Here is a 23,739-nt window from a genome sequence, read left to right on the forward strand (position 1 = left end):
GAGAAAATACGCCTAAGAACCAGTCAAATCCTAGATCGAATCATGGATATTGCTGTTGGATTACATAATCTTAGAGTTACTTTCAGAACAATAAATAATAAACCGTGATAAAGTTTAATAAGAAAGATTAAATTGATAATATATCTGCGGCACATAGTAATAGTATCTTTCTGATTATGTGTTTATTCTGATAACTGATATACTGTTAACTAATAACTTCCTTTTACTTACCATTTAACTATGACAAAAACATTTCTTGGACAAACCGCCATTTTGACTGGTGCTGGTATCGGTATAGGGTTTGAAGTTGCACGCTTGTTAGCTATCCGTGGAGTCAATATTGTGTTAAATGATATGGACGAAAACGCAGCCAAGAATGCTCAAAAAGCCATCCTAGACTCAGGTGGCAACTGTGAAATTGTCATAGGTAATAGCGCAGACCTGGAAATTATAAAAGGTTTGGTTCAAAAGGCTGTCTATTATTTTGGGAAAATAGATTTGGTAGTTGCTAATGCAGGCATTACCACGTTTGGTGATTTTTTCGAATACCAACCAGCTTCTCTCAAACAGCTTTTGGACGTAAATTTATTTGGGAGTTTTTTTCTGGTACAAGAGGCTACAAAAGTGATGAAAGAACAACGTACTGGAGGAAGTATTGTTCTTACCTCTTCAGTAACAGGGCATCAGGCGCATCCATTTTTGGCTGCTTATGGCATGACAAAAGCCGCTATTGAACAATTAGCCAAAAATCTCGTCATAGACTTGTCTCCTCTTGGTATCAACATCAATACGGTAGCTCCTGGCGCTACTTTAACAGAAAGAACCTTAGAAGATAAAGATTATTTATCGACATGGTCACGCATTACACCTATGGGAAAACCTGCCACCGTACAGGATATTGCAGAGGCTATGCTCTTCTTACTTTCTCCGAAAGCCAGACACATAACTGGACAAAGTTTGGTCGTTGACGGCGGTTGGACTGCTGTTGGCGTATCTCCTTATTAATTTGTCAATAAATTGCAGTAATTTCCGTTATCGGTAATAACCCATTAGTTTTTCCAGTTTAGTCCCTAACAATAAAACTCTCGCTGAAATTTATGAAGCAAAAACTTTTTACTTCAAAATCCTACTTATTGTTACTACTCCTAAGCATCAGCTTGCTTTGGGGATGTAGTAGTTCCAACAACGACCCCACTCCTAGCAACCAATATTTGGTTACCTCAACTGTAGTCGGTGAGTTTACCACTGCCCAATTAAGTGCAAGAGTAGACGGCGCAGCATTAGGGTCAGACAATGCTTTGGTGATTGGAGTGGTAAAAGGTCTTATCAAAAATCCAATCAAGGTTATCAAAGTGGTTTATAATACCAAAGGTGTTGATGGCAAGGCTATTCAAGCTTCAGGCTTAGTGATTTTTCCTAAAACTACTGAAAGTGTTCCACTGATTAGTCAACAACATGGTACTATTGCCGACAAAAATGATGCACCATCGTTGTATGGAACTGCCAGTGAAGCATATCAATTGGCATCAATCGTAGCATCAAATGGCTTTATTATTGCTTGCCCCGACTACATCGGTTATGGTGCTAGTGCTAATCTAGATCACCCTTATGAGCACCGAGAAACATTGGCACAAGCTAGTTTGGATATGCTTCGTGCAGCCAAAGAACTTATTGCTCAAGAAAAAGCAGCATGGAGTCAGAAAGTTATGATAACAGGGTATTCGGAAGGTGGATTTGCGACAATGGCATTGCAAAAGAAAATGGAAGAACAATACACCAATGAGTTCAATTTGGTGGCATCATCTTGTGGTGCAGGTGCATATAACAAAACTGCATTTATGAACTATATCATCAATCAAAAAACGCATGGTATAGCTCAATACAATTCTTTATATATTTGGGTGACGATGGCTTATAATTCTATTTATGGTTTAAATCGCCCAGCTTCCTATTACTTCAATGCGCCGTATGCAGCAGATGTTGCCAGTAAAGGACCACAAGCATCTATTCCTGTAAGCATCAATTTGGCTTATGCCGATACTTTCAGAAATGGCATCAATAACGGTACCGACACACAATATATTGCTGGTGTAAAAGACAACGATATTTTTGATTGGAAACCTAAAACCTCTACTCAATTGTATCATGGTACTGCTGACCAACATGTGTTTTATTTCAATTCGGAGACGGCTGTGGCGGCAATGAAAGCAAAAGGAGCAGCTGATGTCACGCTTATCACAGTTCAAGGCACAGATCACTTTACAACCTTACCAAACTATCTTTTAGGGACACTAACTTTCTTTACTAGTAAAAAATAATCAGAACCTCCTTCGGGAGGTTTTTCTTTTATATTACACGTATATCCTAGATTTAAAACCATCAATAATAGCTTTTAAAGCCGTTTTATTAAATAATTGTAAAATAAATCTTACCTTTGCCTGTTAGGTCAAATATTTAGATTTTTACGAATTATGCAGCTTTCATTGGTCTCAGAAATGCCTGGTTTGGAAAAGAAGGTCTTTTTGGATGTTTTTGCCAAGGCATATTTTGATAGAAGATTACATCGTTACCGTCTTAAAACCATAGACGGTCAGTTGATTCCTGCGGACCTAACAATAGGATGTACTAACCATGTAATATCGCAATTTCCTGAAGGAACTATCTACAAATTAGATGTAAGATTAGTTCAAAAAAATGGTCGTCAGCCCTATTTCTTAACACTGAATCATAAAAAAGTTCAGCGTGCTATTGAATTTTTCGAGTACAATCTACAAGTACAAACTGGAAAAATGGAGTGTAAAATCAAGAAAGCTGTAGTTTTTGAGAAAAAGAAAATACACAAACCTAATACTACAGCAGATATAGATATTTTCTAGAAATACATTTTTTGAGCCAGTCTGTAGGTATTGCAGTGCGCTTCGACAATGTCTGTAATCTTAGGTGAATATCCTCCTCCCATCGATACAACTATTGGTAGTCCTGCTTTTTGCGCCTGTTCAAAAACAAACTCATCTCGACGCTTACAAGCTTCCATGCTAACAGACAGTTTCCCTAGCTTGTCGGTAGCCAAAATATCCACCCCCGAAATGTAAAATAAAAACTGAGGTTGCACTTGTTGAATCAATCTTGGCAAGGTATCATACAGTAAATTCAAATAGGTATCGTCAGTTGTGTAGGTTGGTAACTCTATATCCAAATCAGAGATTTCTTTATGCAATGGATAATTTTCTTTTCCGTGCATCGAAAATGTAAATACCCTTGGTTCATTGGCAAAAATTTCGGCAGTGCCATTCCCTTGGTGTACGTCCAAATCTATCACTAATATCTTCGAAATACTTTTCTCAGACATCAAAAAATAACTAGCGACCGCCACATCATTGAGCAGACAAAAACCTTCTCCTTTGTCTGAATAGGCGTGATGTGTCCCTCCTGCAACGTTCATCGCAACTCCATTTTCAAAAGCAAAGTTTGTACAATCAATCGTTCCTTGCGTAATAATTGTTTCGCGTAAAATGAGTTGCTCCGACAGAGGAAGTCCGATTCTTCGCACCATTTTGGCATCAATCGTCAACCTTCTTAGTGAATCCCAATAGCTTTGTTTATGAGCTTTCAGAATATATTTTTCTTGTGCTGGTTGGGGCTCGAAAAAGTTCTCAGCCACACAAGTTCCTTCGTATAAAAGTTGTTCAGGAATTAGCTCATATTTGAGCATCGGGAAGCGATGACCTTCAGGCAAGGGAAGTTGATAAATAGGAGAATGGGCGATTTTTAACATTACAAATTTTAAAAATTTATTCGTTAATAGTATATCAGTTATTGCTCACAATCAGAAGGATGATTACTGGACAAAACGAGTAAGAGACATTCAGACATTTGGACTTCGCCACTGAATTTTATGAAAATAGTTTTAAACTGTTTAAAAAGTAAGTCCAAGACTAAGTCTTGAACTAGGAACTTCAATATTGTCCAGTAATCAGAGATATAGTATTAATTTAATCTTTCCTGTCACTTAACTCAATATTTTAAGCATTACGAACATAAAATAAACAAGCTGTTTCATTAAAAGTTTCCAACTTCAGCTAGTTTCCTCTAGCGGGCGGCTTAAGTCGCCCGCTATGAGAAAAGGCGCTCGAAAATAAATTTCGAACGCCTTTTCTTGATTCTAAAACTGAGGAGAGCTTAAGTTAGTAGGCAAAATGAAATTAATTTTACCCGCCATAGGCATTAAGCTGTATGCAATATGCTGAAAATATAAAAGTGTTTTTAATCAAATCACTTTTATATTTTTTGCTTAATGCCTACTGCTTACAGCCTAAAGGCAATTTAATTAAGCTATATCAAAGCTCTATCCAAATGAACGTATCCTCCATCAACATGGATGAGTTGTCCTGTGGTATGACTTGAGCGTTTTGATAATAAAAATGCGACCATATCCGCAATTTCTTGAGAACTGGTCATTCTTTTGCCCAATGGAATTTTATCCGTAATTTTTGATAAAGTTTCTTCTGGATTTGGCAATGATTTGATCCATCTATCGTACAATGGCGTATAACATTCCGCTACCACTAAAGCGTTGACACGGATACCAAATGGCAATAATTCTACCGCCCATTCACGGGTCAAAGCATTGCGTCCACCGTTTGAAGCCGCATAAGCTGAAGTTCCTCCCTGACCAGTTTCGGCAGTTTTGGAAGTCACATTTACAATAGCTCCTTTTGATTCCTTTAAGTATGGCAACGCATGATGTGCCATCAAATAATAATGAATCAGATTGGAGTGAAGTGATTGGATAAAACGCTCATAATTACCACTTTCCAAGCCAACACCGTCATTTACACCAGCATTATTGACAAGTCCGTCGATGCGACCAAAAGTTGTAGCAATTTCCTTAATCGCTTTCTCACACTCGGCAGGCTCGCTTAATTCTGCTACAAATGACCATGCCTGACCACCTGCGGCTTGAATCGCCTCTACTGTACGAAGGTTATCTTGTTCGTTGCGACCAACAATAGCTACAAAAGCTCCTTCAGCAGCTAAAGACGTTGAGATACCTTCGCCTATACCTTTTGCACCACCAGTTACAATGATGACTTTTTCTTTAAGTCCTAAGTTCATTTGGAAATTTAGAGATTATAGAATTTTTGAGCCGTACCACCCATAATTTTCTTTTGCTCTAATGGAGTCAAATTACCAATAAAATCTGTCACAATTCCCAATACTTCTTCGTATTGACCTGCGACTAAACATACTGGCCAATCTGAGCCGAACATCAGTCGTTCGGGTCCAAAAGCTTTGAGTACGGTTTCTAAATACACTTTAAAATCAGCAGGTTTCCAGCCCTCCCATTCACCTTCGGTAATTATTCCTGAAAGTTTACAATACACATTTTGGTGTAAAGCCAACTTTTTGATGTCGGTTTGCCATGTGCCATACTCTCCACTTTTAATGTCAGGTTTGGCAATATGGTCAAGTACAAATTTTTGTTCAGGAAAAAACTTTACAAAACGAATAGCTTGGTCGAGTTGGTAATGATAAATCAGAATATCGTAGGTGAAATCATAAGCACCAAGTTCAGTAATACCAGCCTTGAATTTAGGACGAAGCATAAATTCTGGATCAAGTTCACCTTGAACAACGTGTCGAAAACCTTTAACGATTTTAAATTCTGAATAATATTCTAAGCGGTCGTACACATCATCGGCCATAAGGTCTACCCAACCAACTACACCTTTGATAAAGTCATTTTTAGAAGCAAGCTCAATCAAAAAATCGGTCTCAGCTTCTGACTGGTCAGCTTGTACAGCTACACAGCCATCTATACCGCTTTGTTTGAGAATAGGAGCTAAATCTTCTGAAAGAAAATCTTTACGAATTTTCTTCATTTCATCATTTATCCATTCGTGTTTAGAAGGGTCGTATTGCCAAAAATGTTGATGCGAATCAATTTTCATAATGTTGTCAGCTAATTGAAGGATGATTATAGTTCATTTTCACTAAAAAGCACCTTAGTTATTCTAAGAGACCATATTTTGTTTTGAAATGTTTCAAGTAAGTAAAAAGAAGTTATTAGTTAATCATATATCTGTTACCAGAATATCCTCATAATCAGAAGGATACTATCAATATGGACTGTAGATATATGATTAATTTTACTCGTAATAGGCATTATGCTGAAAGGATTTCCTACGAAATTATTAATACATTTTTTGCCTAATGCCTACGGCTTATAGCCTAAAGCATTTATTTAAGAAACATTTCAAAACTGAATATACAAGCGTAAGTGAATTTGGACAAACCTTTTAGCGAAATACCATTGCTTACTCGGTCAAAACCTTCAATTATACTCTAAGCAGATTAATTTCTAGACCAGTTTTTCGCAACTTGTTTTGAAGAACCTAAGTTTTCGATACCTAATTCCACTACGTCGCCTTCTTTCAAGTAAATTGGTGGGTTAAAGCCCAAACCAACCCCTGGAGGTGTTCCTGTTGAAATAATATCACCTGGTAATAAGGTCATAAATTGACTTAGGTAAGAAACCAATGTAGGGATTTTGAAAATCAATTGGTCAGTGTTACTATTTTGGAAAGTCTTTCCATTCACAGTCAACCACATTTTCAAATTATTAACATCTTCGATTTCGTCTTGTGTAGCAAGGAATGGCCCCATTGGTGCGAAGGTGTCACATCCTTTACCTTTTGACCAGTTACCTCCTCTTTCGATTTGAAATTCTCTTTCAGAAACATCGTTGTGTAAGCAATATCCTGCTACATAATCTAATGCCTCTGATTCGTCAACATATTGTGCTTTTTTGCCTATAACAAAAGCTAATTCGACTTCCCAGTCTGTCTTTACAGAATTACGAGGAATAATAATATCGTCGTTTGGTCCTGATAAAGCAGTTGTTGATTTAAAGAAAATGATAGGTTCTTGAGGAATTGCAGCGCCAGTTTCACGTGCATGGTCTGCAAAGTTCAATCCAATACAAACAATTTTTGACGGGCGAGCCACACATGAACCCAAACGCACATCTTCTGCTACTTCTGCCAAAGTACCCTGATTAGATTCAATCCACGTAGCTAAGCGATTTAAACCATCATTTTCAAAAAACTGTTCGTTATAATCTTCTCCAAAACCAGAGGCATCATAACGTTTTCCCTCAATAATTACACCTGGTTTTTCTTTACCAAATTCACCAAATCTTATTAGTTTCATAATTTTACTTTTTCCAACTAATTATTAGTTGAAATATTTAATTAAAAGTTCTGATTACAATTTTAAAAGTTCAGCCAACATCAATTCTGCCACGTTGGTATTTCCTAAATCATTTAAGTGAACACGATCGGTTGTCAAAATACCTGCATCCTTATTTGTAGGATTATTAGCCAAATCGTACGCCAAAAATGCTTTTCTTAAGTCAACCAAAGGCAAATTATTTTTCTCAGCCAATTTGCGAATCAAGGTTGAATAATGATTCATGTCACCATCTTGTGGGTTACTAAAATCATTTTTCTCGCCAATAACTGCTGGCGTACACAAAACCACTTTAGCGCCATTTGCTTTAATTTTATCCACTAATGCCTGATAAAATTTCACAAATTTGTCGGGGTCGGTACCAGTACCAGAAGTAGTTTTATGCCAAACGTCGTTGACACCTACATAAATAAAAACAACATCAGGCTTTTTCTCAAGAACGTCAGACTCAAGTCGCAGATAAAGGTCATATACTTTGTTTCCGCCAATACCTGCACCAATTAGTTCGTAGTTTGAAGCAAGATTTTTACTAGCTAACATCTCTCCAATACGAGTAATATAGCCATTAGGTTTTACACCAGCCTGAGTAATAGAGTCGCCAAAGAAGATTACTTTTTTAGGTTTGTCCGCTACAAATGAAGCTAACAAAAGCAACGATAGAATGGCAAAAATTGATTTACGCATAGGAATTGAGATAATTTATGAATAATTGATTTATAGTGTTCTGTCAAAAAGAAATTCTATTATTAGACTTTCAGCAATCGGCTGTTGGCTTTCGGCAAAAATATTCTTATTATTTCCTCAAAATACTTTTAAGCTTTCAGCTTAGGGCATATAGCCTTAAGCAAGAAGGTTCACAATTAGTTATTCAAACGAATAAATCCACCATCAATTGGATAGTCTGTACCAGTGATAAAAGAAGCTTCATCAGAACATAAATATAATGCGAGTGCGGCTACTTCTTCTGGTTTTGCCATACGACCGATTGGCTGCGTTGCCGAAAGTTTAGCAAACATTTCTTCCTCACGACCAGGGTAGTTTTTCGCGATAAAACCATCCACAAATGGTGTATGCACACGTGCAGGCGAGATACAGTTACAACGAATATTATCTTTGATATAGTCTTTTGCCACTGAAAGTGTCATAGTTAATACAGCACCTTTTGACATAGAATAAGCAAAACGGTCTGGCAAACCAATCGATGATGCGATAGAAGCCATGTTTAATATAACACCTCCACCATTTGCTTTCATGACTGGAACTACCGCATAAAGCGCGTTATAAACTCCTTTTACATTGACGTTATATACTCGATCAAAAGCATCGGCATCACAGTTTTCTAATGAACCTACATGAGCAATACCAGCATTGTTGACAAGTACGTCTACCTTGCCAATATGTTGAATCACTTTGCTTACTTGAGCTTGATTACTTACGTCACAAGCATGTACTTGGGCTTGTCCACCAGCTTCAATTATTTCAGCTACTGAAGATTCTCCAGCAGAGGCATTTAGCTCTAAAATATGTACCACTGCTCCTTGTTTTCCAAACAATACCGCAATGGCCTTACCAATGCCACTTCCACCACCTGTGACTACTGCTACTTTTCCTGATAAACTAAACATAAGATGTATATTTATTTGGCTGCTTAAAATCGCCAATGGATTGTTTTATTTCTTAAAAATTGCATTAGGCAAATAAGCCTCCTTGACTCCATGTTTTTTTTGCTGAAAGCCCTTAGTTGAAAGCCGAAAGCCCAAAAGTTGAATTTTATTTTGCCCACTTACTTATTCTGAGTTATTTCCGAAATCAGAAATCCGAAATCACAAATAGTTCACCACTCACCATTCATCATTGCTACTTAAAGGCTCACTCCTCTTCGCCAGAACATAAAGTCATCTTGCCCTAACTCCATTGCCTTTGTTTGGTACTCACCAGAAGCCAAGCCGATAATATATTCTAAAACCATCTCGCCCATTTCTTCTACTGATTTTTCGCCTTCGATAATTGGTCCGCAATCAATATCTATGATTTCTGGTAATTTTTGTGCCAATTTTGTATTGGTAGAAAGTTTTACCATTGGACAAATAGGATTACCTGTTGGCGTACCCAAACCAGTGGTAAACAACTGGATTGTAGCACCTGCGCCAGCCATGCCAGAGGTTGCCAACACGTCGTTACCAGGGGTACAAACCAAATTCAAGCCCGCCTTTTTCGAATATTGTCCATATCCTAAAGCATCCACTACTGGCGATGAACCCGCTTTTTTGGCCGCACCTGCCGACTTGATTGCATCGGTAATCAAACCATCTTTGATATTACCTGGCGAAGGGTTCATATCAAATCCTGCACCAACGGCCTCAGCACGACGAGCATATTCTTTCATTAAATATCCAAAGTTATCTGCCACCTCTGTACTTACTGCACGGTTTTGCAGTTCTTGCTCAACGCCACAAAGCTCTGGAAACTCTGCAATCATCACGTTGGCACCAAGCGCCACCAATAAATCAGCGGTATGACCAATAGCTGGATTGGCGGATATACCTGAAAAACCATCCGAACCTCCGCATTTTACACCAACTCTTAACTTGCTCAAAGGGGCAGGCTGTCTTTCGATTTCATTGATTTGAATCATTCCTACAAATGTTTGACGAATGGCTTCGGCCAACATTTGTGACTCACCCGAACCCAAATCTTGTTGTTGTTCAAGAATATATAGAGGCTTATCGAAATTAGGAGAAATTTTATGAATAGCTTCTTGCAAAATGCTTACTTGAGAATGTTGACATCCCAAACTCAACACAGTAATACCCGCTACATTGGGATTGACACAATAGCCTGCAAGGAGATTGCAAAGGTTTTCAGAATCTTCACGATTTTCGCCACAACCACTTTCATGCGTCAAGAACTTAATACCATCAACGTTCTTGAATACACGATTTTGACGATAATCTGTTTTCTTTTGCTGAAACTGAAAAGTTTTTAGAGAATCTATATCAGCACCAGACTGATAAGCATCGAGTAACGAACCTACTTGGTCGAGGTACAAATCTGGTTGAGCATATCCAAGCGCTTTCAAGAAAGCCTGTTTCATGATATTCACATTGCGGTTTTCGCAAAATACCAGTGGAATCACCAACCAATAATTTTGCGTACCCACTTGTCCATCAGCACGATGGTAACCCATAAAAGTACGATTTGTCCAGGCCGAAACATCGGGAGCTTGCCAAGTGTAGTCCTTTAATTTCCCTTGAAAAGGTTCGGAAGCATGTTTCAAATTAAAGGTGTGAATAAGACCACCAGAAGGTATAGGCATTTGGGCTTTGCCCACCAATACACCATACATAGTTACCTCCTCACCTTGCTTTAAATCATCGATAGTAAACTTATGTTTGGCAGCGATATCATCTTGTAAAATGATTGTTTTCCCTTTGAAAACCACTTCTTCACCCTTTTTCAAATCACAAAGAGCCACCAACACATTGTCCGTTGGATTTATTTGTAAAAATGTTCTTTTCACAGTGTATCTTTCTTTTGTTATCTGTTAGAAGAAGGGGTAAGTTTGAAAAAATACTCTTTGAGTTTTGCAATTTTTGCAAAATATAATGCTTCTATCTTTACGCAAAAAAGAGGAACCTGAGTGGGTTCCTCTTCAAAATTGCTTTATCTAAATGTGTTTGTGAAATTTATTATATTTTAGTACATACCACCGCCAATGGTGATGGCAGCTTTTATACCCAAGTATGACATATTTTTAGGTGCTAAATTGTATTCAGCAGCCAAACGGAAATGGCTCAACTGAATCCCCAAACGAGGAACGAATCCAAAGCCTGAACCACCTGCGGCCTCAGCCGTAGTCGACCCATTATCATATATCGAGGCCGTAGCTCCAGAAAAAAGACCTACACCAAGACCGCCGAAAAATCTACTTTTGCCTTCACCAAGGTAATAATCACCCGTTAGAACATAAGAGCCAACAGCACCAATAGAAGAAGAGGTTTCTGTTCCTGATCCGAATAGAGCAGCCTCTAATTTTAATCCAGCTACAAAATTATCGTTTATGGCATAGGCGGGTTCAATAGAGATACCTGCACCAGCACCGTAACCTTTAGTATAATTTGGAATCACATAGGTGAAAGGAGAAATATGAACTCTGAACGGTACATAGGATTCTGATTGTGCATTTGCAGAAAATGCGAAGGTAATAGCAATAGCTATTGTTAGTAAAAATTTATTCATGAACTTCTGTAGATGATTTATAAATTTTGATAAAGCAATTATTGAAATAGCCACAAAAATACACAATTACAATCAATAATCTACGATAAAGTACAGTTTTAATGGTTTTTCAACATATAAATAATTATAAATTATTCAATACAATATCAAATAATTATTATTGAAAATAGACTTTATACATTCAGTGTATAAAAATGACGGATAAGACATATTGTTAGATAGCTTTTTGAATTCTAACAATAACCTTTACTAGGTTTAACCCATACTTTCAACACTAATTCTCACTAACCGTCAAAACACATAAATTACACTTATACCCAATTTTATTAAATTAGAATCATTTATTATTCATTTGTAAACTAAAATTCAATTAATCTATAAAGTTTATAGGATATATAGTTTATATCATATACCTTTGTATCATCAAACAAGACATAACAACTCATAACAATATAAAGACCTAGATAGAATATGTTAGCTACGCAAAAAAGATATGAATTGAACTGGGACGCTACGCTTCCTGTATATGTAGGCAAAAGAACTGCTAGACCTGCTATTAATATTGAATTAGGAAAGAGAATCAATCAAATAGAGTTTGACTATAAAAATTTGGTCGCTCAAAATTTACCATATACTTTCATACATCAAAATCCTGTACAACTCAAAAAGCTGGTTGGTCGCAAGCCATTAGTAATTAGCTTCTTATCATCTGGATGGAACGAATATGGTATCCAACATTTTGAAAAATTACAACAAGTATATCACGAAATTTTGGCCATTGGTGGTAACCTCTTAGTCATTGTAAATGCCAAAGCTGAAGAAGTTAGAGACTTTCAAAGACATTTTAACATTGGCTTCAACTTATTGGCAGACCCTGAGCAAAAAATAGCTCAAAGTTTAGGACTATTCAATAAACAATATCCTGTTTGGGACTATGTTTCAGGTATTTCAGAAGATGTTCCTTTGCCTGCTACCATTGTTATCAATACACAAGAAAAGGTTGTTTATTCGGCTGTTGATCTCAATTTTGACAAACCGTTTCAACCTACCGAAATGTTAGCTGCCGTTTTTGGGGCTAATAAAAATATTCCTGTTGTGATTCGTCAAGAGTTGGCGGCATAGACTGGTTTTACATATTTCAAACTTAAAGTTTGTATATCAGCAACGCATGCTAAGAATCATTCTTCACAACTCTTCGTTGTGAACTACTATTTATTAACAAACTAAAATTCATTTTTTTTAACCTATTAGTATATAAAAACTATAGATTAAAATGAATAAATCAACAGAGTCCATAACTGATGATTTTTTAGACAAATCTGAATTAGGCATCCGATTCTTATTATCTATAGTAGTAATCATCATTATTGTATTAATTGGATTTAGCGTATATTATTGGGGGTTACCTGATTGTTAGGTAGTATTATTAAGTGAAAAAATTGGTTGGTGATCCAAGACATTCAACGTGTACAAAGAATTGCTGGTGGCATTTCAAGCAAAGAATGGGTGGTTTCATACTTCTTGAGTGCCACCGCCTAACTATAGTGAAATCATTGAGATTGTTTTTGGAGAATTGTACTCGGCATTGGGCATTGCCCTAGCTGGCAGCCCAATGGAAGAGTCTTTTGTATCTCAACCAAAGTCAATACATTGATTTTCAGATATATCACAAGAATTCATTAGTACTTAATTGCTGATTCTGAAAACCTCATATCAGCCAATTTATTATCACGCCAAACTCATAACTCATTGATAAAACCTATGCACACTAAATATTTGGCATTTGCTATTCCACTATTTTTAGTTTTCATGGGGCTTGAATATTTTCTTTCGAAGGTTCAAGGAAAGAAATTTTATAAATTCAAGGATACCATCGCAAACTTAAATGTAGGTATTGCCGAGCGTCTGATTGACTGCTTCAGCATTGGCTTATTCTACTTTTACTATGATTACCTGCAAAAAAATCTTGGTTTTTTTGATATTAAATCAGGCGTTTTTGCTTGGATTGCCCTGCTCCTGCTAACAGATTTGTTGTGGTACTGGTACCACAGATTAGGTCATGAGGTAAATATTTTATGGAGTGTGCATATTGTACATCACCAAAGTGAGGAATTCAATTTTACGGTTTCGGCTCGTATTACGATTTTTCAGGCTATTGCAAGAACATTTTTCTGGTCTATCCTACCAATTATAGGTTTCAATGCAGATATGATTAGCATTGTACTTTTGATACATGGGATTTATCCATTTTTTACGCACACGCGCACTGTTGGGAAGCTAGGATTTTTGGAGTATATTTTCGTAACACCTTCACACCATCGTGTGCATCATGCTAGCAACGAGCAGTATTTAGATAAAAACTACAGCGATATGTTTATCTTTTGGGATAAGCTATTTGGTACTTTTGCTGAAGAAACTGAAGAGCCTGTTTATGGATTGACCAAACCGCTCAAAAGTTATAGTTTTCTCTGGCAACATTTTCATTATATGATTGAGTTGGCATACGCTTTTAAGCACGCCAAAACCTTCAAAGAAAGATTGAAGATTATTTTTGGAAAACCCGAGACACTAGACCCTCGCATTCGTGAAGAATTAGAGAAACGATTTATTATTCAGTTTAATGAAGACCATAACAGTAAACGTGTTTATACTTATGTGGTTGTTCAAATGATTTCGTTGCTCATTGGGCTGTTTGTCATCATTTATTTTCTAGATAGTATTAGTCTTACCTCACAAATACTCTGGGCTTTTTTCATCTTAATATCGTTGATTAACTGTGGGGCACTATTAGAGCAAAAACGTTGGATTATCTATTTGGAAGCTATTCGCCTTTTTATTGTCGGTGTGCTTATTCAATTGAATTACCCAACCACCGAAATATTTTATGCCATAGCTATCATTGGATTGGTTATCGTTGCTTTTGCCAAAACCCTTAAAAACCAATACTTCAAGCTTATCTTCGGATAAGCTTGAGTGACAAATCTTTTTCTCACATTGTAAACTTCATTATTGTCATGGAATATATTTTATCATTACGCAAAGAATTCTCTTTTGACAAGACACTTCGTTATTTGGAATCTTCCTTAATGTGGGCAATTGTCATTGTAGTATATGCAGGTCTACTTATCATTCTTGGAAATCATTATTTTGGGGCTTAGAAATTGAGTGAATTAAGATTGAGTGAATGAGTGATTTTTTACTCTAAGTCTTATCAATGGAAACGCATTGTCTTACCTTTAAAAATATATTATGTTTGAATTTGTCATCAAAAAAAGAGGTCGAAATTAGCTTTCGACCGCTTTTTTTGATACAGTTTTAGACGCAAAGCATAGCATCTCTAATATTAAGGTGCTTAAAATCCTTACAGACTAGCAGTAGTGAGTTGTCCTGAAATAGTTACTGTGCCTCTCGAAATACCTCCGTTGAAAGTTCCACCATTGTAATAGCCACCGATATTTGTACCTCCATTTTCACCACCTGAGAAAACATTATACGATGTTCCATTTTTTAAGGTAGGAGAAGAATAGACAAAATAATACGCAGCACGAGTTGGTATAAACGTAAACAAAGGATTTCCACTTGCATCAATCAATGAGAATGGATTTCCTCCTGCATATCCGACTGTAAATTTCAAAAATACGGTTGGTTGAGTAGAACCAGCACTCGTTGCTTTTGCTACAGCGGTATTGTTTGGTCCACCAGCGATAAATACTCCACCAGTAATGTTAAATGTACCGTTATAATCAAAAGCCACTGTCGTAGATAAGGTGGTGCCTTGGACAATTACCGTTCCACCAGATTGAGCAATGCTACCATTACTATCAATACATTCGCCTCCAGAAGAACTCACAATTACTGTCCCGCCCGTGATGGTTAGCAAACTGCCATCGTTAGAAGTACCATCAGTTGTAGTACTAGTGTAGATGCTATCATCTGTAGAAATCACTGAAATATATCCTGCATTAATGGTCACTTTAGGAGCCGAAAGACCATCTACAGAAGTGGTAATATCTACCGAACCGCCATTTACCGTAATCGAAGCCGCTGATTTAATTGCATCATTTGAAGAGGAGATTGTTAAATAGCCTCCATTAATAGCGATTGAACCTGTTCCAACAAATGCTTTGGCATCGGTTGTTTCAGTCGTGCTATAGGTATAAATAGACCCAGAAGTAGTGAGAGTAATAGTTCCACCAGCAACTGTCGAAGCTCCATCAACTATGATTCCTTTACCACCAACTCCAGTATTGCTAATTGAAATCGTTCCATCTTGAATAGCCAAATTTCCTCCGCAACTAATCCCTGAAGACGAAACTGTTGCTTTATCTGTCGTATTATAATAAGAAGCCCCTCCTGTCAAAATTGTAAGTTTGCCAGCGGTTAGTGTCAAGTCACCACTTGTTTTTATTCCTTTACAACCATTCCCCGAAGTATATAGAGCAACAGTCGCAGTGGATGAATTCATATTTAGATAACTATTGCTATTAATAGCCTTCACTTTTTCGCCAGAAGCATTTACAGTAAGTGTACCTCCACTGATTTGTACATAAGGCAAAATACTGGTATCTGTGCCCGTATAACTCGTCGTAATGCCATCGCTACTGGCTGTAATACCCATCGCTCCTCCCGAAATGTTAACATATCCTGCTTCGACTTCGACACCACTTTCAGTCGAAACCAATGTTAAATTTCCTCCCGTCATTTGAAAATTACTGTAAGCATGAATTGCATCGGCAGCGGCTTGTGTAACCGAAATAGTTCCTCCTTGAATGTTTATATTACCATCACTCACAATAGCATGTTTGTAACTCGCATAAATCAAGATACTTCCTGCACCAGTAATATCAAGCTGACCTTCACTAAAGAAAGTTCCTTTTTGATCTTCGGTACTTGTGGCATAATTAGCTCCATCGATTAGACGATTCATCGTGCCTCCAACCAAGGTAACTGTAGCTTTTTTACTAGACTGGATATTAATCGCAGGGCCATCGGAATTGACCAAACTTGTCCCATTGAGCACTAAATTAAAGGCGGCATCGCTATAAATTTTAAGACTCGCATTTGTACTTTGCCCAGAAATAACATAGCTGATTGGCGTACTATTATTGGTTGATTTTACTACGACATCACCATTTGTTACAGAGACATCTACACCACTAGCAATATTGTTGGTAATGGTTGGAGTGGTACCATCGTAGTCAATATGAACCGCATTGGCGATGGTCGTATCCTTGGTATAAGTTTCAATATCGGCTACATTAACTGTAGCGTCGGTAACATCTTCAGTGGTGTTACAGGCTACAAATGAAAGGCTGAGAAGTAACGCAGAAAATAGTTTTACTGCCAATTTTAAGTGTTTATTATTCATAATCTCTCTGTATTGGTGTTTCGTTTCGGACAATGGTTTGTTTAGATTTGATTATTTTCAGACCGATTTTTATTGGTAAAAACCTCTACACCCTCAAAGACCCTATTTTTTAACTGAACGTTACTTCATTTTTGCGTTTTTTTAGAATGAGTCTAAGCAAAGGCATTTTTTGTCGACTAAATCCCTGTTTATTGCAATATTCCCCCATAATTGGCGAATCTCTCCCCTATCTCTCGAAATTGTACTTTTTACTTTTGTTGTTGTAAAACCTTTAATAAATATGAAAAAAACGATTTGTATAGTTGGGGCACTTGTGGCAGTAGGTTTGCAAGCATGTAAAAGTGTTCAACAAAAAGGTATTGACCTTACTGTTAAACCTGGTGCTATTTGGCAAGACACCAATCAGGAAGTAATCAATGCACATGGTGGTGGTCTCTTGAAACGTGGGAAAAACTATTATTGGTATGGCGAAATTCGTGGCAAATCGGCCTCAGAAGGCGTGTCTGTATATAGCTCCAAAGATTTAATTCATTGGGAAAATAAAGGTGTAGCATTAGCCAAATCAAAGGACTCGACCAGTGAGATTGCGGTTGGGGGCTTAATGGAAAGACCTAAAGTGATTTTCAATGAAAAGACAAACAAATATGTGATGTGGTTTCACTTGGAACTACCTCGACAGGGATACAAGGCAGCTCGTGCGGGTATTGCGGTCAGTGATAATCCCATTGGACCATTTACTTATTTAAAAAGCTTCAGACCCAACGGCAATATGTCGAGAGATATGACGCTCTTTGTCGACGATGATGGCTCGGCATATCATATTTATTCTTCTCGTGAAAATTATGATTTGCGAGTAGTAAAACTAACGGCAGACTATTTGGACGTTACCAAAGAAGATACCTTGTTATTTAGCAAACACCGCGAAGCTCCTGCGATTTTCAAAAAAGATGGTAAATATTTTCTTATCACCAGTGGATGCACGGGTTGGGATCCTAATGCGGCTACCCTCCATTCGGCAAGTTCTATTTTTGGTCCGTGGAAATTAGAGGGCGACCCGATGCGAGGTACTATGGCTGAAAAAACCTTTGATGGACAATCAACTTATATATTGACGGTGGATTCAAAGAAAAATCAATATATCTTTATGGCCGATCGCTGGAAACCAAAAGACTTGAAAGACAGTCGCTATCTATGGCTTCCTATTTCTTTCGAAAATGGGATTCCTCTGGTTCAGTGGCAAAATGAATGGAAAATAAAGTAAAGTTTGAAGCTGGTTCACCAATTCAGTTTTCACTGAAATCATGTATATAAAACGGGTAAAAATGTCATTACTAAAAAAAATATTCTTCTGCTTATTGCTATCAAGTTTTCTTATTGGTGGTAGCCTAAAAGCACAAACGGTAAAGGTAATTCCAGTCGGTAAAGCTTGGGCGAATAATTCGGTCAATGCGGTAATTTTTCGTAAAAACTCTTTGGTTAGCTACAAAAACTACCAATTCATTGCCTATTATAACGAATCAGGGAATGTAGTTTTAGGAAAAAGAAAACTAGGCAGCAAAAATTGGGAGCTCAAAACCACCGACCTGAAAGGAAATGTTACAGATGCCCATAATTGCATTAGCATTATGGTCGATGGCAAGGGCTATTTGCATATCGCTTGGGATCATCATAATCACCCTTTACACTATGCCAAAAGTAAAAGCCCATTATCCTTAGAATTGGACTCTCCAACCTCAATGACTGGCGAAACTGAAAAGAGTGTCAGCTATCCTGAATTTTACCGAATGCCTAACGGAAATCTGCTATTCTTTTACAGAAATGGGGCATCAGGAAAAGGAAATCTTGTTGTCAAAAGCTATGATATTTCTACAAGTAAATGGTCGATGTTGCATGAAAATTTGATTGATGGCGAAGGCAAAAGAAGTGCTTATTGGCAAGCTTTTGTCGATGCCAAAAGCAATATCCATATCTCTTGGGTATGGCGTGAAAGTGCCGACGTAGCCAGTAATCACGATATGGCGTATGCTTGTTCAAAAGATGGTGGAAAAACTTGGCAGAAAACTTCAGGTGAAAAATACCAACTCCCTATCAATACCTCTAATGCAGAATATGCTTGCAAAATTCCTCAAAATAGCGAGTTAATCAACCAAACTTCGATGGTTGCCGACCAAGCGGGTAATCCATACATTGCTACCTATTTCAGACCTGAAGGAAGTAATGTACCACAATATCACCTTATTCATTTTGATGGAAAATGGCATACACAATCGCTAGGATTTAGAACGCAAGCCTTTAGTTTGAGTGGAATGGGTACCAAAAAAATTCCCATTGCCCGTCCGCAATTGGTAGCGTGGTCTGCCAAAGGAAAATTGTCGGCAATGGTAGTTTTCAGAGATGAAGAAAGAGGTAGTAAAGCATCAGTAGCGGTAAACACAGATTTGAATCATACCAAATGGCAAGTGAAAGATTTGACTAATACTTATGTTGGTTCGTGGGAACCGTCTTTTGATACGGAGCTATGGAAAAGTAAACTACAATTACATTTATTTGTTCAGCCTGTAGAACAAGCTGATGGAGAAGGCAAAACCAATACGCCTCCGCAGTTAGTGCAAGTATTTGAGGTGAAATTATAGAAAAACCTTTCAAGTAATGATGCAAAATAAATTTGCATCATTACGCTTTAGGCCGTAAGCAATAGGCATAAGTATTTTATTAATTGAAATACTTTTTAACTTTTAGCCTACCGCATAAAGCTTAGTGCCTATTGCGAATAAAATAAAAAGCTCCATTTGATTATTACCACAAAATCTCTAACAAACACCTTGTTTCCCTACCTTTCTAGTGGTAATTTTACTTCGTAATAAAATATCTTCATGAAGTACTTGGGAATCAATATTGACAAAATAACGCCACGTCAGGCTGGTTACGCTCGTAATGCGGTACTAGTGGCGATTGTCTGTATTATGGCTGCCCAAGGTTTGATTATTCATTTACTGGCTTTTTCATTAACGGCCAACGAAGAATTTAACAAAGGGGTAGCGCACACTGAAAGTACCATTGCCAAGACGCAACAAACATGGAAACATGAGCTTCAATTGATTCTGGATTACAACAACGAAAAATCTAGTACCGAACAAAAATCTTCCAGACCCTCCACTATTACGATTGCATTTAATCTTTTTGTTGAGAAAGTTGGCATAGACATTCCTAAGCCTAATTATCAATCATTATCGATCGAAAATCACTTTTCCTACAATAATCTCTACCATCACCTTTATCACCAGCGGATTATCCATCCTCCGTGTTTTGTCTAATTTTTTATCTTCTTGGTTTCTTTTGGCTTAGCAAACTATCATCATATTGGTTTGTCGAATAATGGTATTGTTAATACCCCAAATACACCCTAGAAACCACCAAAATTTATTGGCTAATTCTAAGGATTGTACTTTCAATCTGTTAAAACCTCAGCTTCATGGATAGCATGAAGTGGTAAAAAGTACATCCTTTTGTAGCCGAATTATTCATTTAACATAGACATTCAGATGGATTTTCCCATATTTCATTTAGACTTCATGGGCGACAGGCTTCTTATTGCCATTATCGCCGTATTACACGTATTAATCAATCATGGACTTGCTGTTGGATTTATTCCTTTGGTAACATGGATAGAATATCTAGGCTTCAAAAAGGGCGGTAAAAACGCCATCGTAAACAACGAATGGGATCAATTGGCGCATCGTCTCATGACAGTTGCCTTTATCATTACCACCACCATCGGCGCTATGACTGGCGTTGGAATTTGGTTTGCCTCGTCCTTAGTAAACCCTGCCTCTATTGGTTCACTTATCAGAGTTTTTTATGGCGCTTGGTTCGTAGAATGGACTGTATTTGTGACCGAAGTGGTCTTAATTTTACTGTATTATCTTTCTTGGAAGCGTTCTTTGGGAAGTATTGAAGCCAAGGCCAAACACATCAAATTAGGAGCTGCACTTAGTATTTTCTCATGGATAACGATGTCTATCATTGTATCAATTTTGGGCTTTATGATGGATACAGGAAGCTGGGTCGAAAACAAAACCTTTATTGCTGGATTCACTAACCCTATATATATTCCTCAATTAGCCTTCAGAACACCTTTGGCAGCGTTGATGGCTGGGGCAATCGGCTTGTTTTTAACCAAATTGTTTACAAAAAACGGTTCATCATTTCAGCAAGATTCTTCCAAAAAGATTGCTTTATGGATGTTATTGATGCTTCCATTCACCTTGGCTGGCGCTTTGGCGTATTACTTCAAAATTCCAGAACTGATGATTGGAAACTTGCCAGTAGCTGTAGGTACAATGGATTTTCAATCATGGTATGATTTATTGGTAAAATTCATTATTGGTGCGCTAACCACGGTATTCCTAATTGCTGGAACAGTCTATTTCAAACCCAAACTCAAAATTCCAACCATTGTGTATATCCTACCTGTAATAGGTATGCTTGGTTTTGCAGGGATTTTTGAACGAATCCGAGAGTTTATCCGCAAACCTTATGTGATAGGCAATTATATGTACTCTAATACTTTGAGAAAAGAAGACTATCCACTTTTCAAAAGAGATGGTGTTTTGGCTCACGCTACCTATTCGCCTGTCAAAGAAGTTACGGAAGAAAATAAACTTGTGGCTGGCGAACAAGTATTTATGATTTCATGCAGTCGCTGCCATACCACACGAGGGATTAACTCAGTGGTGGACAAATTTGAAAACATGTATAGTTTGAAAGCAGGCGAAAAACTGAATGGAGACTTAATGAAAAACTATATCAAGCATATCGAGAATGCAAGATATTTTATGCCTCCTTTCCCTGGCAATGAGGCGGAGCTTGGCGCTTTGGTTGAGTACATCAAACATATTCAGGAAGATGGGACGCCTATTGACCATCAGGCAACTTCGATGAGGTAATTGGCCCATTCATAAAACTTATTCAAATTTTCATTCACTTAGCTTTTACTATCATGTTTAATCATATTTTGCTTCAAACACCAGTTCCTCGTGATTTACCTTTGGATTTACCCCTACCAAAGGAGGTTTTAATTGTACTGCTGGTATTTTCATTTTTATTACATATCCTTTTTGTCAATTTGATGGTAGGCGGTAGTATCCTCACACTTTGGAGTCAGATAAAAGGCCTAAAAGACAAAGAATATGATACATTGGCGCATGAAATTGCTGAGACTATTACTGTCAATAAGAGTTTAGCAGTGGTCTTAGGTGTAGCACCATTGTTGAGTATCAATACCTTATATACGGTTTATTTTTACTCAGCCAATGCGCTAACAGGTATCTTTTGGATTTCAGTAATTCCATTGGTAACAGTAGCCTTCTTGTTGACTTACGCACACAAATACAGTTGGAAAATTCTAGAAAATAACAAAGCGCTGCATATCTCGATGATGGGGTTATCTGTGGCAATTTTTCTTTTTATTCCATTGATATTTTTGGTCAACGTCAATTTGATGCTATTTCCAGAAAAATGGAATACCATTGAAGGCTTTGCTCATGCCTTGACATTACCGAATGTATTCCCAAGATATTTTCACTTCTTATTGGCATCTTTAGGCACTACGGGCTTATTTATTTTCTGGTATTTTGGTCGAAAAAGTTATGATTTTGACAATCACTTCACCACACTCACACGCTATGAGATTCGTAAAAAGGCTTATTCTTTAACCTTTGGCGCTTCAGCAGCACAGTTTATTATTGGTCCAGTAGTGTTGCTAACCTTGCCTACCAAAGGTTTTAGTTGGCATTTAATTTTCACGATTGGGACTGGTGTCATCTTTGCTTTGCCAGCCATGTATTGGATTTGGAAAGGTATTACTGGAAAGGCAGAAGATATTGCGAATAATTTCTGGAAAGTAGCCCTTACACTTGGTCTGACGATTACTTTCATGGGCTCAGGACGCCATATTTATCGTGCCACGGCTTTAGCACCGCACCAAAAATTAGTAGAAGCGAAGACGATTGCTTATGAGAAAGAGGTCAAAAAAGCCACGGAAGAAATGAAAAATGCTCCTGCCGAAAAACCAGCTTCTGATAATCCTGGTGAAGCTATTTTTCAAGCAAAATGTAGCGCTTGTCATGCCATGGATGTAAAAGTGGTGGGTCCTCCAATCAAGGAAATGGTCAGTATTTATAAAAACGATGCCAAAGGATTACACGATTGGATTTTAAAGCCTGGCAAAAAACGTCCTGATTATCCACAGATGCCTGCGTTAGGGTTGAGTGAACAGGAGATCAACGACGTAGCCAACTATATTTTGGAACAAAAGTAGTCTGTTTTTTGGAGAAAACTTCCCAAAAAAATGCGGGCAAAATCTAATAAATTTTGTCCGCATACTTACTCAAAATCATTTTTCATATAATCATCTTACCAATATGATACTCGCATTATCAGTAGGCATAGCAGCCGTGACGCTTGCTATTTTATATACTATGTTTGAAATACAAATTAATATTACTTCTCTCGAAAAAATGGATAACATTCTTTCGAAGCGACTAAAGGCTTTTACACATGAAAAAGAAAAAGCCTAATTCAAGGCATCTCAAAAGGTCATTCGGAGCATTGGTTTTATTATTGATACTACTAGCGTCAATGATTTTTGTCCTTATTGTCGCACTGAAAGCTTCCTAAAGCTCATTGAGTGATTTAGTGATGGAGCGAATGAGTGATTATTTATCTCCATTCCGCTCGTAGAGACGCAATGATTGCGTCTCCATGAGGTATTATTTTGAAATATAGTATCAAAGAAGGCGGTTGAAAAACTAATTTCGACCGCCTTTTAAATGCTAAAAACCTTGATGATATTCTGCATTAATACTTGCTTATTAGATTTT

At 37.4% G+C, this 23,739-nt stretch carries 21 protein-coding genes; 12 read left to right on the top strand and 9 right to left on the bottom strand.

The annotated features are described in order from the left end of the window. The first annotated feature begins 240 nt into the window (after positions 1-240). From QM491_RS23125 to QM491_RS23135, 3 genes are all read left to right on the top strand, one after another. Positions 241-1,005: an SDR family NAD(P)-dependent oxidoreductase gene (locus QM491_RS23125; protein ID WP_283329902.1), complete on the top strand. Its 765-nt coding sequence runs from the start codon at positions 241-243 to the stop codon at positions 1,003-1,005. 92 nt (positions 1,006-1,097) lie between these two features. After that, positions 1,098-2,318 (top strand): alpha/beta hydrolase family protein, encoded by a 1,221-nt coding sequence (locus tag QM491_RS23130; protein ID WP_283329903.1) that lies wholly within the window; start codon positions 1,098-1,100, stop codon positions 2,316-2,318. A 153-nt stretch (positions 2,319-2,471) separates the two neighbouring features. Then, complete coding sequence (locus tag QM491_RS23135) at positions 2,472-2,876, top strand: hypothetical protein (RefSeq protein WP_283329904.1); 405 nt, start codon at positions 2,472-2,474, stop codon at positions 2,874-2,876. Here the strand turns inward: QM491_RS23135 and QM491_RS23140 are convergent. From QM491_RS23140 to QM491_RS23175, 8 genes are all read right to left on the bottom strand, one after another. Beyond that, positions 2,873-3,775, bottom strand: coding sequence for a histone deacetylase family protein (locus tag QM491_RS23140; protein ID WP_283329906.1), 903 nt, complete (start codon positions 3,773-3,775; stop codon positions 2,873-2,875). The two genes, QM491_RS23135 and QM491_RS23140, sit on opposite strands and share 4 nt — an antisense overlap. A gap of 557 nt (positions 3,776-4,332) precedes the next feature. Next, positions 4,333-5,115 (bottom strand): SDR family oxidoreductase, encoded by a 783-nt coding sequence (locus tag QM491_RS23145; protein WP_283329907.1) that lies wholly within the window; start codon positions 5,113-5,115, stop codon positions 4,333-4,335. 8 nt (positions 5,116-5,123) lie between these two features. Beyond that, positions 5,124-5,951: an amidohydrolase family protein gene (locus QM491_RS23150; protein WP_283329908.1), complete on the bottom strand. Its 828-nt coding sequence runs from the start codon at positions 5,949-5,951 to the stop codon at positions 5,124-5,126. 403 nt (positions 5,952-6,354) lie between these two features. Further along, complete coding sequence (locus tag QM491_RS23155) at positions 6,355-7,212, bottom strand: fumarylacetoacetate hydrolase family protein (protein WP_283329909.1); 858 nt, start codon at positions 7,210-7,212, stop codon at positions 6,355-6,357. A 54-nt stretch (positions 7,213-7,266) separates the two neighbouring features. Further along, a complete protein-coding gene (locus tag QM491_RS23160; protein ID WP_283329910.1) occupies positions 7,267-7,935 on the bottom strand; it encodes an SGNH/GDSL hydrolase family protein in 669 nt (222 codons plus the stop codon). 176 nt (positions 7,936-8,111) lie between these two features. Further along, complete coding sequence (locus QM491_RS23165) at positions 8,112-8,876, bottom strand: SDR family NAD(P)-dependent oxidoreductase (RefSeq protein WP_283329911.1); 765 nt, start codon at positions 8,874-8,876, stop codon at positions 8,112-8,114. A 236-nt stretch (positions 8,877-9,112) separates the two neighbouring features. Then, entirely contained in the window at positions 9,113-10,771 is a 1,659-nt protein-coding gene (locus QM491_RS23170) for a UxaA family hydrolase (RefSeq protein ID WP_283329912.1), read from the bottom strand. Between the two features lie 176 nt (positions 10,772-10,947). Further along, a complete protein-coding gene (locus QM491_RS23175) occupies positions 10,948-11,490 on the bottom strand; it encodes a hypothetical protein (protein ID WP_283329913.1) in 543 nt (180 codons plus the stop codon). 471 nt (positions 11,491-11,961) lie between these two features. Here QM491_RS23175 and QM491_RS23180 point away from each other — a divergent pair, with 471 nt between their 5' ends. The 3 genes from QM491_RS23180 to QM491_RS23190 all read left to right on the top strand — a co-directional run bounded on the left by QM491_RS23180 (position 11,962) and on the right by QM491_RS23190 (position 14,648). Beyond that, positions 11,962-12,612: a redoxin domain-containing protein gene (locus QM491_RS23180; protein ID WP_283329914.1), complete on the top strand. Its 651-nt coding sequence runs from the start codon at positions 11,962-11,964 to the stop codon at positions 12,610-12,612. 639 nt (positions 12,613-13,251) lie between these two features. Then, positions 13,252-14,457 (top strand): sterol desaturase family protein, encoded by a 1,206-nt coding sequence (locus QM491_RS23185; RefSeq protein ID WP_283329915.1) that lies wholly within the window; start codon positions 13,252-13,254, stop codon positions 14,455-14,457. Between the two features lie 47 nt (positions 14,458-14,504). Further along, a complete protein-coding gene (locus tag QM491_RS23190) occupies positions 14,505-14,648 on the top strand; it encodes a hypothetical protein (RefSeq protein ID WP_283329916.1) in 144 nt (47 codons plus the stop codon). A gap of 203 nt (positions 14,649-14,851) precedes the next feature. On the opposite strand, the gene QM491_RS23195 is transcribed toward QM491_RS23190, so the two are convergent. Next, entirely contained in the window at positions 14,852-16,858 is a 2,007-nt protein-coding gene (locus tag QM491_RS23195) for a carbohydrate-binding domain-containing protein (RefSeq protein WP_283329917.1), read from the bottom strand. A 280-nt stretch (positions 16,859-17,138) separates the two neighbouring features. Between QM491_RS23195 and QM491_RS23200 the strand changes: the two genes are divergently transcribed. From QM491_RS23200 to QM491_RS23225, 6 genes are all read left to right on the top strand, one after another. Next, entirely contained in the window at positions 17,139-18,119 is a 981-nt protein-coding gene (locus tag QM491_RS23200) for a glycoside hydrolase family 43 protein (protein WP_283329918.1), read from the top strand. Between the two features lie 61 nt (positions 18,120-18,180). Further along, positions 18,181-19,491, top strand: coding sequence for a BNR repeat-containing protein (locus QM491_RS23205; protein ID WP_283329920.1), 1,311 nt, complete (start codon positions 18,181-18,183; stop codon positions 19,489-19,491). Between the two features lie 240 nt (positions 19,492-19,731). Then, on the top strand, positions 19,732-20,172 hold the full coding sequence (locus QM491_RS23210) for a hypothetical protein (protein WP_283329921.1): 441 nt from the start codon (positions 19,732-19,734) through the stop codon (positions 20,170-20,172). A gap of 228 nt (positions 20,173-20,400) precedes the next feature. After that, positions 20,401-21,804: a cytochrome c gene (locus QM491_RS23215; protein ID WP_283329922.1), complete on the top strand. Its 1,404-nt coding sequence runs from the start codon at positions 20,401-20,403 to the stop codon at positions 21,802-21,804. A gap of 53 nt (positions 21,805-21,857) precedes the next feature. Further along, the gene (locus QM491_RS23220) at positions 21,858-23,177 is read left to right on the top strand and encodes a c-type cytochrome (RefSeq protein ID WP_283329923.1); all 1,320 of its coding nucleotides are present in this window, start codon (positions 21,858-21,860) and stop codon (positions 23,175-23,177) included. Positions 23,178-23,280: 103 nt separating this feature from the next. Then, the gene (locus tag QM491_RS23225) at positions 23,281-23,436 is read left to right on the top strand and encodes a hypothetical protein (protein ID WP_283329924.1); all 156 of its coding nucleotides are present in this window, start codon (positions 23,281-23,283) and stop codon (positions 23,434-23,436) included. Positions 23,437-23,739: the final 303 nt, after the last annotated feature.

Source organism: Flectobacillus longus, from assembly GCF_030056705.1.
GTDB lineage: Bacteria > Bacteroidota > Bacteroidia > Cytophagales > Spirosomataceae > Flectobacillus > Flectobacillus longus.

Excerpts from the sequence above, each read along its gene's own strand:
- QM491_RS23135 (WP_283329904.1), top strand. The coding sequence starts at position 2,472 with ATGCAGCTTTCATTGGTCTCAGAAATGCCTGGTTTGGAAAAGAAGGTC.
- QM491_RS23145 (WP_283329907.1), bottom strand. The coding sequence starts at position 5,115 with ATGAACTTAGGACTTAAAGAAAAAGTCATCATTGTAACTGGTGGTGCA.
- QM491_RS23165 (WP_283329911.1), bottom strand. The coding sequence starts at position 8,876 with ATGTTTAGTTTATCAGGAAAAGTAGCAGTAGTCACAGGTGGTGGAAGT.
- QM491_RS23125 (WP_283329902.1), top strand. The coding sequence starts at position 241 with ATGACAAAAACATTTCTTGGACAAACCGCCATTTTGACTGGTGCTGGT.
- QM491_RS23130 (WP_283329903.1), top strand. The coding sequence starts at position 1,098 with ATGAAGCAAAAACTTTTTACTTCAAAATCCTACTTATTGTTACTACTC.
- QM491_RS23215 (WP_283329922.1), top strand. The coding sequence starts at position 20,401 with ATGGATTTTCCCATATTTCATTTAGACTTCATGGGCGACAGGCTTCTT.
- QM491_RS23210 (WP_283329921.1), top strand. The coding sequence starts at position 19,732 with ATGAAGTACTTGGGAATCAATATTGACAAAATAACGCCACGTCAGGCT.
- QM491_RS23225 (WP_283329924.1), top strand. The coding sequence starts at position 23,281 with ATGATACTCGCATTATCAGTAGGCATAGCAGCCGTGACGCTTGCTATT.
- QM491_RS23205 (WP_283329920.1), top strand. The coding sequence starts at position 18,181 with ATGTCATTACTAAAAAAAATATTCTTCTGCTTATTGCTATCAAGTTTT.
- QM491_RS23195 (WP_283329917.1), bottom strand. The coding sequence starts at position 16,858 with ATGAATAATAAACACTTAAAATTGGCAGTAAAACTATTTTCTGCGTTA.
- QM491_RS23180 (WP_283329914.1), top strand. The coding sequence starts at position 11,962 with ATGTTAGCTACGCAAAAAAGATATGAATTGAACTGGGACGCTACGCTT.
- QM491_RS23155 (WP_283329909.1), bottom strand. The coding sequence starts at position 7,212 with ATGAAACTAATAAGATTTGGTGAATTTGGTAAAGAAAAACCAGGTGTA.
- QM491_RS23140 (WP_283329906.1), bottom strand. The coding sequence starts at position 3,775 with ATGTTAAAAATCGCCCATTCTCCTATTTATCAACTTCCCTTGCCTGAA.
- QM491_RS23160 (WP_283329910.1), bottom strand. The coding sequence starts at position 7,935 with ATGCGTAAATCAATTTTTGCCATTCTATCGTTGCTTTTGTTAGCTTCA.
- QM491_RS23150 (WP_283329908.1), bottom strand. The coding sequence starts at position 5,951 with ATGAAAATTGATTCGCATCAACATTTTTGGCAATACGACCCTTCTAAA.
- QM491_RS23185 (WP_283329915.1), top strand. The coding sequence starts at position 13,252 with ATGCACACTAAATATTTGGCATTTGCTATTCCACTATTTTTAGTTTTC.
- QM491_RS23190 (WP_283329916.1), top strand. The coding sequence starts at position 14,505 with ATGGAATATATTTTATCATTACGCAAAGAATTCTCTTTTGACAAGACA.
- QM491_RS23200 (WP_283329918.1), top strand. The coding sequence starts at position 17,139 with ATGAAAAAAACGATTTGTATAGTTGGGGCACTTGTGGCAGTAGGTTTG.
- QM491_RS23175 (WP_283329913.1), bottom strand. The coding sequence starts at position 11,490 with ATGAATAAATTTTTACTAACAATAGCTATTGCTATTACCTTCGCATTT.
- QM491_RS23220 (WP_283329923.1), top strand. The coding sequence starts at position 21,858 with ATGTTTAATCATATTTTGCTTCAAACACCAGTTCCTCGTGATTTACCT.